Annotated in this window: 8 protein-coding genes; 3 read left to right on the top strand and 5 right to left on the bottom strand. The window is 69.8% G+C overall.

All coding sequences use genetic code 11. The features are described from left to right. Positions 1 to 684, top strand: a 684-nt coding sequence (locus VI238_RS14975; protein WP_331652772.1) for an Hpt domain-containing response regulator, incomplete at its 5' end; no start/stop codon positions are given. Between the two features lie 63 nt (positions 685 to 747). After that, on the top strand, positions 748 to 3,021 hold the full coding sequence (locus tag VI238_RS14970; RefSeq protein WP_331652770.1) for a S9 family peptidase: 2,274 nt from the start codon (positions 748 to 750) through the stop codon (positions 3,019 to 3,021). An 84-nt stretch (positions 3,022 to 3,105) separates the two neighbouring features. Here the strand turns inward: VI238_RS14970 and VI238_RS14965 are convergent, their stop codons facing one another. The 3 genes from VI238_RS14965 to VI238_RS14955 are packed head-to-tail and all read right to left on the bottom strand — an operon-like array spanning position 3,106 to position 6,722. Further along, the gene (locus tag VI238_RS14965) at positions 3,106 to 3,753 is read right to left on the bottom strand and encodes a YecA family protein (protein ID WP_331652768.1); all 648 of its coding nucleotides are present in this window, start codon (positions 3,751 to 3,753) and stop codon (positions 3,106 to 3,108) included. Continuing rightward, entirely contained in the window at positions 3,743 to 4,534 is a 792-nt protein-coding gene (gene xth, locus VI238_RS14960) for an exodeoxyribonuclease III (RefSeq protein ID WP_331652766.1), read from the bottom strand. The genes VI238_RS14965 and xth overlap by 11 nt, the downstream gene beginning before the upstream one ends. 40 nt (positions 4,535 to 4,574) lie before the next feature. After that, positions 4,575 to 6,722, bottom strand: a complete 2,148-nt coding sequence (locus VI238_RS14955) for a M3 family metallopeptidase (RefSeq protein WP_331652764.1) — start codon at positions 6,720 to 6,722, stop codon at positions 4,575 to 4,577. Between the two features lie 115 nt (positions 6,723 to 6,837). Here VI238_RS14955 and VI238_RS14950 point away from each other — a divergent pair, with 115 nt between their 5' ends. Further along, a complete protein-coding gene (locus VI238_RS14950; RefSeq protein WP_331652762.1) occupies positions 6,838 to 7,374 on the top strand; it encodes a gamma carbonic anhydrase family protein in 537 nt (178 codons plus the stop codon). Here VI238_RS14950 and VI238_RS14945 read toward each other — a convergent pair. Continuing rightward, entirely contained in the window at positions 7,353 to 7,658 is a 306-nt protein-coding gene (locus tag VI238_RS14945; RefSeq protein ID WP_331652760.1) for a YkgJ family cysteine cluster protein, read from the bottom strand. The genes VI238_RS14950 and VI238_RS14945 overlap by 22 nt on opposite strands. A gap of 4 nt (positions 7,659 to 7,662) precedes the next feature. Further along, positions 7,663 to 8,086, bottom strand: a 424-nt coding sequence (locus tag VI238_RS14940) for a shikimate dehydrogenase (protein ID WP_331652758.1), incomplete at its 5' end; no start/stop codon positions are given.

Below are 8,086 nucleotides of genomic sequence, written 5' to 3'. Positions count from 1 at the left end.
GTCGAGTATGACGCTCGCCTCGCCCGGTTCACCGCCGAGTTCCTCGAGCAGCACGGGGTCGGCGTCACCCTCGCCGGCGACGGCGACGCCGCGCTCGAGCGCTGGCGCAGCGCGCGTTACGCATTGCTGTTGACCGACTTGCACATGCCGCGCCGCGACGGCTATGCGCTCGCCGAAGCCGTGCGCGCGGACGAGCGCGCCGGCCTCAGGCCGCGCCGGCCGATCGTCGCGATGAGCGCGAACGTGAGCACCGCGGAAGTCGAGCGCAGCCGCGCGGCGGGCATCGACGACTTCATCGCCAAGCCGGCGCCGCTGCAGCTGCTCGCCGCGGTGCTGCAGCGCTACCTGCCGTTCGATCGCGCGGGCGCGCAAGCGCCGCACGCAGGCCCGCCCGGCGTCGATGCCGAGCTCCTGCGCGATTACGTCCACAGCACGCGCCAGGACCTCGCCGCCCTCGCCGCCGGCCTCGCCGCGCAGGACGCGGACGCGGTCGCGCGCGAAGCGCATCGCATCAAGGGCGCGAGCGGTCTCATCGGTGCCGACGAGGTGGCGGCCTGCGCGGCGCGCATCGAGGACGCGGCGCGCGCGCCACCGATGCCGCGGCTTGCCGACGAATTGCGCGAACTGGGGCATCGGCTCGAGCGCTTCGCCGCCGAGTCCGGCAGCGTCGAGCCGCACTCGTGATGCGCGCGGCTTGGCGCTGCGCGCGTGCTGCGCTCTAATGCGACGATCCTGCGGAGTCTTCCCATGTACCGCCTGCTGTTGCTGCCGGCCTTGCTGCTGGCTTCGAGTCCCCTCGTGCATGCCGAACGCCTGAGCATCGAACGCATCTATGCGGACCCGGACCTCAACGGTCCGAGTCCGCGCGCGCTGAAGATCGCGCCGGACGGCACGCGCGTCGGCTTCCTGCGCGGCCGCGACGACGACCAGAACCAGCTCGACCTGTGGCAATACGATGTCGCCAGCGGAACGATGCAGCGCCTCGTCGACTCCGCCGCACTCGGCGAGCACAAAGAACTGTCCGATGCAGAGAAGGCGCGTCGCGAACGCGAGCGCATCGCGCAGCTCAAGGGGATCGTTTCGTATCGGTGGTCGCCCGACAGTCGCAAGCTGCTGTTCAGCGTCGACGAGCGCCTGTGGCTGTTCGATCTCGACGGCAAGCCCGGCGAGAACCTGCGCGCGCTCACGCCGCAGGGTTTCGAGGTCAACGACGCGAAGGTGTCGCCGCGCGGCGGCTATGTCTCGTTCGTGAGCCGCCAGAACCTCTACGTGATCGACCTCGAGCGCAACCTCAACTACCAGCTGACCCATGACGGCGCCGGCGCCATCCACAACGGCGAAGCCGAATTCGTCGCGCAGGAGGAGATGGATCGCCCGACCGGGTACTGGTGGGCGCCCGACGACAGCGCGATCGCGTTCGAGCGCTACGACGAGGCGAAGGTCGACGAGGTCGAGCGCACCGAGGTCTACGCCGACCGCAGCACGGTCGTGCGTCAGCGCTATCCGGCGGCGGGTCGGCCGAATGTGGCCGTGCGCCTCGGGGTGGTCGCGCCGCGCGGCGGCAAGACGCACTGGGTCGAGCTCGGCGACGACATCTACCTCGCGCGCGTCGACTGGCTGCCGGACGGCAAGCGCCTGAGCTTCCAGCGCGAAAGCCGCAACCAGCGCGTACTCGACCTCGTCGTCGTCGATCTCGCGACCCGGCACCAGACGACCGTACTCAGCGAAACCAGCGCCACCTGGATCGACCTGAACGACGACCTGCGCTGGCTCAAGAACGAAGACGCCTTCGTCTGGGCGTCCGAACGCGACGGCCACAAGCACCTGCAGGTCTTCGGCCTCGACGGCCAGCTGCGTCGCGCGCTCACGCGTGGCCCCTGGGACGTCGACAAGCTGCTCGCAGTCGACGAAAAGGGTGGAAACATCTACTTCGCGGCAAACCGCGACGATCCGCTGCAGGCGCAGGTCTATGCGACGCGCCTGGACGGCACCGAAGCCGACCGCGCGCGGCGCATCAGCGAGGGCGACGGCTGGCACGACGCCGTGTTCGGCGACGAGGCGTCGGCCTGGGTCGACACGTACTCCGATCCGCGCACGCCGCCGCAGGTTTCGCTGCGCAAGCCCGACGGCAGCCGCATCGCCTGGATCGAGCAGAACGAACTGAAGCCGGGACACCCGTATTGGCCCTATCGCGACAGTCACGTCGAGCCCGCATTCGGCCATCTGCCGAGCGAGGACGGCCAGGATCTCTACTATCGCGTCTACAAACCGCTCGGCTACGAGGAAGGCAAGCGCTACCCCGTGTTCATGACCTACTACGGCGGACCGGGCCGGCAGTACGTCAATCGCGCCTGGGGAGCTCACTTCGAGCAATACATGGCGCAGCACGGCTACGTCGTGTTCGCGCTCGACAACCGCGGCACGCCACGGCGCGGCCGTCGTTTCTCCGACGCGATCTTCCGTCAACTCGGCAAGGCCGAGGTCGCCGACCAGCTCGCGGGCGTCGCGTGGCTCAAGGCGCAGCCGTACGTCGATGCGCAGCGCATCGGCATCTTCGGATGGAGCTACGGCGGCTACCAGACCCTCATGTTGCTCGCCAAGGCGCCCGCCGCGTTCGCGGCCGGCGTCGCGGTCGCGCCGGTGACCGACTGGTCGCTGTACGACACGCACTACACCGAGCGTTACCTCGATGCCCCGCAGGCGAACCAGCAGGGCTATGCCGCGTCCAACGTGCTGCACTGGCTCGACGGCCTGCCGAGCGACAAGCTGCTTCTCGTGCACGGCATGGCCGACGACAACGTGCTCTTCGCGAACTCGACCAAGCTCATGGCCGCGCTGCAGCAACGAGGGGTTCCGTTCCGCCTCATGACCTATCCGGGCGCGAAGCACGGCCTGTCGACGCCGGCGCTGAAGAAGCACGTCTACGCGATGATCGCGGCCTATTTCGACGAAAAGCTCGCGCCTGCGCGATGCGCCCAGCCGACCGCACCGGCGAGTGCGCCGGCTGCGTCGGGAGGTTGAATCCGCTGACCGCCTGCGCGCGCGGGGTTCGACGTGCCCCGAAGCCCCGCTGCCCACGCAGCGCGGGGCGCGGGGCGATCCGGTTCAATGCACCCAGCGCCCGCCGCGACGTCGCGGCGGCAATCCCCCGCCCTCGGGCGGCGCTTCGTCGGCGGCGAGCGGGTGCGAGCGCCAATACTCGGCGACCGCGCCGACCGCGTTCGGGATCTGCGCGAGGCATTCGTCGTAGTCCTCGTCGCCGAGCGGCGCGAAATCGGCGTCGCTTTCGAACACGCCGTCGTCGATCGCGAGCGCGATGATCGGCGACAGCAGTTCCATGAGTTCGGAGTCGTGGCCGAGCCGACCTTCCCACGACGGTGCGCGCAGGTCGATCCCGCGCGAAAACCCCTCGCACCAGCCGCGAGCGGTGAACGCAGGCGGGCCTTCCTCGGTGTCGAGTTCGCCGAGGATCGGCTCGTAGCTGCCGGTTTCGAGTTCGGGCGTGATCGCGTCGTTGAGGCGCGCGAGCAAGGTGAGCACGCGCTCGCCTTCGCCGGCATCGGCGAACGGTTCGTGCAGGATCTCCGGCAGCCACTCTTCCGGTTTCGCTGGCGCCGGACCGATCGCGAGCGCGGTCAGGAAGCCGTGCACGCCGTCGAGCAGCAGGTCCTCGTCGCCCGCGTGCGCACGCAGGTAGCGATCGAGTTCCTCGAGTTCGCCGTCGCTCGGCGACACCATCCAGTCATCGGCCATGTTCGAGTTCCAGAACGACGGGTGTGTGATCGGACGCGCGTTCCCACGTGCGCGGTTCGCGCTCGATCGACGCGGCGCGACACAGCGGCCGCAACGCTTCGGACGCGAGCACGAGATCGATGCGCAAGCCGAGGTTGCGCCGGAAAGCGGCCTGCCGGTAATCCCACCACGAATAGTGTCCGCTGTCCTGGTTGAACAGGCGGAAACTGTCGAACAGGCCGACGTCGAGCACGCGCTTGAGCGCTTCGCGCTCGGGCGTCGAGCAGAGCACCTGCTCGTGCCATGCCGCCGGATCGTGCACGTCGCGGTCGTCGGGTGCGATGTTGAAGTCGCCCATCACGATCAGGCGCGGGTGTCGGCGAATCTCCTCCGCGAGGAACGCAGCGACGCGCGCGAGCCAGTCGAGCTTGTAGGCGTACTTCTCGCTCCCGACCGAGTGGCCGTTGACGACGTAGAGATTGACGACGCGCAGGGCCTGCCCCGTCGCAGGATCGCCGACGGTCGCGCTGAGCACGCGCCGTTGCGGATCGTCGAAACCCGCGATGCCGTGTTCGACGTCGCTGATCGGCGCGCGCGCGAGTATCGCGACGCCGTTGTAGGTCTTCTGCCCGGAATAGACGCTGCGGTAGCCGGCCGCCTCGAGCGCGGCGACAGGAAACTTCGCGTCCTCGAGCTTGGTTTCCTGCAGCGCCACGATGTCGGGCTGCGCCTGCGCGCACCAGCGCTCGAGGTGCGGCAGGCGCACGTTGAGCGAATTGACGTTCCAGCTGGCGACTTTCATCGGCGCATCTTAGCGCACGACACCGATGCGACCGCGCTGCTCACGCGGCGAGGCCGTAGCTGCGCAACAGCGCATCCGGCCGTGGCTCGCGGCCGCGGAATTCGACGAACGATTCGAGCGCGGGGCGCGAGCCGCCGACCGCGAGGATCGCCTTGCGGTACGCCTCGCCGGTCGCACGGTCGAACACGCCCGCCTCCTCGAAGCGCGCGAACGCATCGGCCGACAGCACTTCGGCCCACAGGTAGCTGTAGTAGCCGGCCGCGTAGCCGCCCGCGAAGATGTGGGTGAACGCGTGCGGAAAGCGCTGCCACGCGGGCGGCCGGATCACTGCGACCTCGTCGCGCACCTCGTCGAGGATCTCGAGTGCACGCGCGCCGCGCGTCGGATCGTATTCGCGATGGATGCGGAAATCGAACAGGCCGAACTCGAGCTGGCGCACGAGGAACAGCCCTGCATGGAAATGCCGCGCGGCCTGCATGCGCTCGAACAGCGCGTCGGGCAGGCGCTCGCCGGTCCGCCAGTGGCGCGCGAACAGGTCGAGCGCTTCGCGCTGCCAGCCGAAGTTCTCCATGAACTGGCTCGGCAGCTCGACCGCGTCCCACTCGACGCCGTTGATGCCGCCGACGCCGGGGAGCCCGACTTCGGTCAGCAGGTGGTGCAGGCCGTGGCCGAACTCGTGGAACAGCGTGAGGACGTCGTCGTGGGTGAGCAGGGACGGCTGCACTTCGTCGCCTTCCCTCACCCCACCGTTCGCTCCGCGAACGGTCTCCCCCTCTTCCGTTGCGCCGGCGAGAGACGGTGGCTGGCGGCCTTCGGCCGCCGATGTCCTGACGGGCGGCGCGAAGTTGCAGGTGAGGAACGCGACCGGCAGCTGCAGCGCGTCGCCGTGCGCGAAGCGGTTCACGCACACGTCCATCCATGCGCCGCCGCGCTTGCCCGCGCGGGCGTACAGGTCGACGTAGGCGCCCGCGAAGACGCGCCCGTCCGCGTCGACGAGATCGTAATAGCGCACGTCCGGATGCCACGTGTCGACGCCGTCGCGACGCCGCAACGACACGCCGAACACGCGCTCGGTGATCGCGAACAGGCCGTCGATGACCGGATCGAGCGCGAAGTACGGCTTGAGCTCCTCCTCGTTGAGCGAGTACTTCTTCTCGCGCAACTTCTCCGCCGCGTAACCGACGTCCCACGGCTCGAGCGTGGCGAGGCCGAGCTCGGCCGCGGCGAACCCGCGCAGCTCGGCGAGCTCGCGCTCCGCCACGGGCTTCGCGCGCGCAGCGAGGTCGTGCAGGAACGCGAACACCGCGTCCGGCGTCGGCGCCATCTTCGTCGCGAGCGATTCCTCGGCGGCATCGCGGAAACCGAGCAGCTGCGCCGCCTCGTGGCGCAGCGCGAGGATGCGTTCGATGCGCGCGGAATTGTCGAACTCGCCCGCGTTCGGCCCCTGATCCGACGCGCGCGTCTGGTAGGCGCGATACACGCGTTCGCGCAACGCGCGGTCGTCGGCATAGGTCAGCACGGCCTGCACGCTCGGCTGCTTGAGCGTGACGCACCAGCCTTCCTGCGACTTCTCCTCGGCGTATGCGCGCAACACCGCACGCCCGGATTCGGGAATGCCGGCGAGTGCGCGTTCCTCGGTGAGCGTCTCGCTCCAGGCGTCGGTCGCGTCGAGCACCGCTTCCTCGAACTCCGTCGCGAGCTTCGCGAGTTCGCTCGCGATCTCGCGGAACCGCGAGCGCGCGGGCTCTTCGAGCGCGACGCCGGACAGGCGAAAATCGCGCAGCTCGTGCTCGATCAGCGTGCGCGCGGCGCGCGGCAGGCTCGAACTGTCGCCGCGCCGCGCGACGGCGTCCACGGCCGCGTACAGCGCGCGATTCTGGCCGAGCTCGCTCGCGTGTTCGACGATCTTCTCCTGCGCGGCCGCGTACGCCTTGCGCAGGTCATCCGAGTCGGCGACGCCATGCAGGTGCGACACCGGCGCCCACGCGCGGTTGAGCCGGTCCTCGAGTTCCTCGCCGAGCAGGAGCACGCCGGCGAAGTCGCGCGGGGCGTCGGAGGCGAGCAGTGCGTCGATGCGTGCGCGGTAGTCGGCAAGGATCGCGTCGATCGCAGGCTCGACGTGCTCGGGACGGATCGCCGAGAACGCCGGCAGACCGGACGTGGCGAGCAGGGGATTCGAGTTCGTCATTGCAGTGGGATCGTGCGGAGTGCGGTCCGACAACGTGGCGGGTCCGGCGCCCGAAATCAAGCGTCCGCGCGACGCGCGTCGATGCTAGGCTTGCGCGTCTGCGCGAGGCTCCAGCATGAACATCCGGCCATACCAGGGCATCCACCCGCGCCTCGGCGCCAACGTCTACGTCGATCCGGGCGCGCACCTGATCGGCGACGTCGAACTCGGCGACGACGCATCGCTCTGGCCGGGCGTCGTCGCGCGCGGCGACGTGCACTACATTCGCATCGGCGCGCGCACGAACGTGCAGGACGGCTCGATCCTCCACGTCACCCACGCAGGCGAGTACACCGACGACGGCTTTCCGCTCGTCATCGGCAGCGACGTCACGATCGGCCATGCCGCGGTCGTGCACGCGTGCACGATCCACGATGCCTGCCTCATCGGCATGCACGCGACCGTGCTCGACGGCGCGGTCGTGCATCGTCACAGCATGATCGGCGCCGGCGCGCTCGTCGCGCCGGGCAAGGTCGTCGGCGAAGGGGAGCTCTGGGTCGGCAATCCGGCGCGACGCGTGCGCACCCTGTCCACGCAGGAGATCGAGCGCCTGTACTACTCGGCGCAGCACTACGTGCAGCTGAAGGATCGCTATCTCGCCGCGGGCACCTGAACCTCCGGCCGAGTCGCGCGTTCGAGCGCGTCGAGCCGCGCGAGTGCATCGTCGCGGTCGGTGCCGCACATGGACGGCGACGGCCGCAGGCTCCGGCACACGGCAGGCCGCTCGGGTCGTCCGAAGATCGCGCAGCGCAGGTCGTCCATCAGCTGCACGCATGGCATCCCGGCGGGCTTGCCGTGAGGCATGCCCGGGATCGGCGACGAGATCGACGGCGCGATGCAGCACGCGCCGCAGCCCACGTGGCAGTCGAGGTGGTCGCCGGGCGCGGGCGTTGCCATTCGGTCAGCCGCGCTCGTCGAGGAGCGCGCGCAGCTCCGCATGCACGGGGGCGGTGTCCGGGTGCACGCCGTGCCAGCATTCGAACGATTCCGCAGCCTGCTCGACGAGCATGCCCAGACCGTCGTGGGTCGAGCGCATGCCGTAATTCCGCGCAGCCGCGAGGAAGGGTCTCGCGACCGCACCGTACGACAGGTCATAGCAGGCGGTCGGCACCAAGTCCGCGAGGGGCCATGCGAATGGATGGCCGGCATGGCCGGCCGAGGTCGCGTTCACGACGAGATCGAACCCCGGCTCGCGTCGCAGCGCTTCCCAGGCGCACGCGAGCGCCGGCGCACCGAGCGCGTCGACGAGCGATCGTGCCCGGGCCGCGGTGCGGTTGGCGACGACGAGTTCGCGGACGCCGGCGTCGACGAGCGCGAACGCGGCC

The sequence above is a fragment of the Dokdonella sp. genome (assembly GCF_036518555.1).
Taxonomy (GTDB): Bacteria; Pseudomonadota; Gammaproteobacteria; order Xanthomonadales; family Rhodanobacteraceae; genus Dokdonella_A.
The sequence above is the reverse complement of the archived record's forward strand: the minus strand, read 5'-3'. Positions and strand labels throughout refer to the sequence as shown.

What these genes read in the sequence shown, in the direction of transcription:
- VI238_RS14965 (WP_331652768.1), bottom strand. Translation starts at nt 3,753, where the DNA reads ATGGCCGATGACTGGATGGTGTCGCCGAGCGACGGCGAACTCGAGGAA.
- VI238_RS14970 (WP_331652770.1), top strand. Translation starts at nt 748, where the DNA reads ATGTACCGCCTGCTGTTGCTGCCGGCCTTGCTGCTGGCTTCGAGTCCC.
- xth (WP_331652766.1), bottom strand. Translation starts at nt 4,534, where the DNA reads ATGAAAGTCGCCAGCTGGAACGTCAATTCGCTCAACGTGCGCCTGCCG.
- VI238_RS14945 (WP_331652760.1), bottom strand. Translation starts at nt 7,658, where the DNA reads ATGGCAACGCCCGCGCCCGGCGACCACCTCGACTGCCACGTGGGCTGC.
- VI238_RS14955 (WP_331652764.1), bottom strand. Translation starts at nt 6,722, where the DNA reads ATGACGAACTCGAATCCCCTGCTCGCCACGTCCGGTCTGCCGGCGTTC.
- VI238_RS14950 (WP_331652762.1), top strand. Translation starts at nt 6,838, where the DNA reads ATGAACATCCGGCCATACCAGGGCATCCACCCGCGCCTCGGCGCCAAC.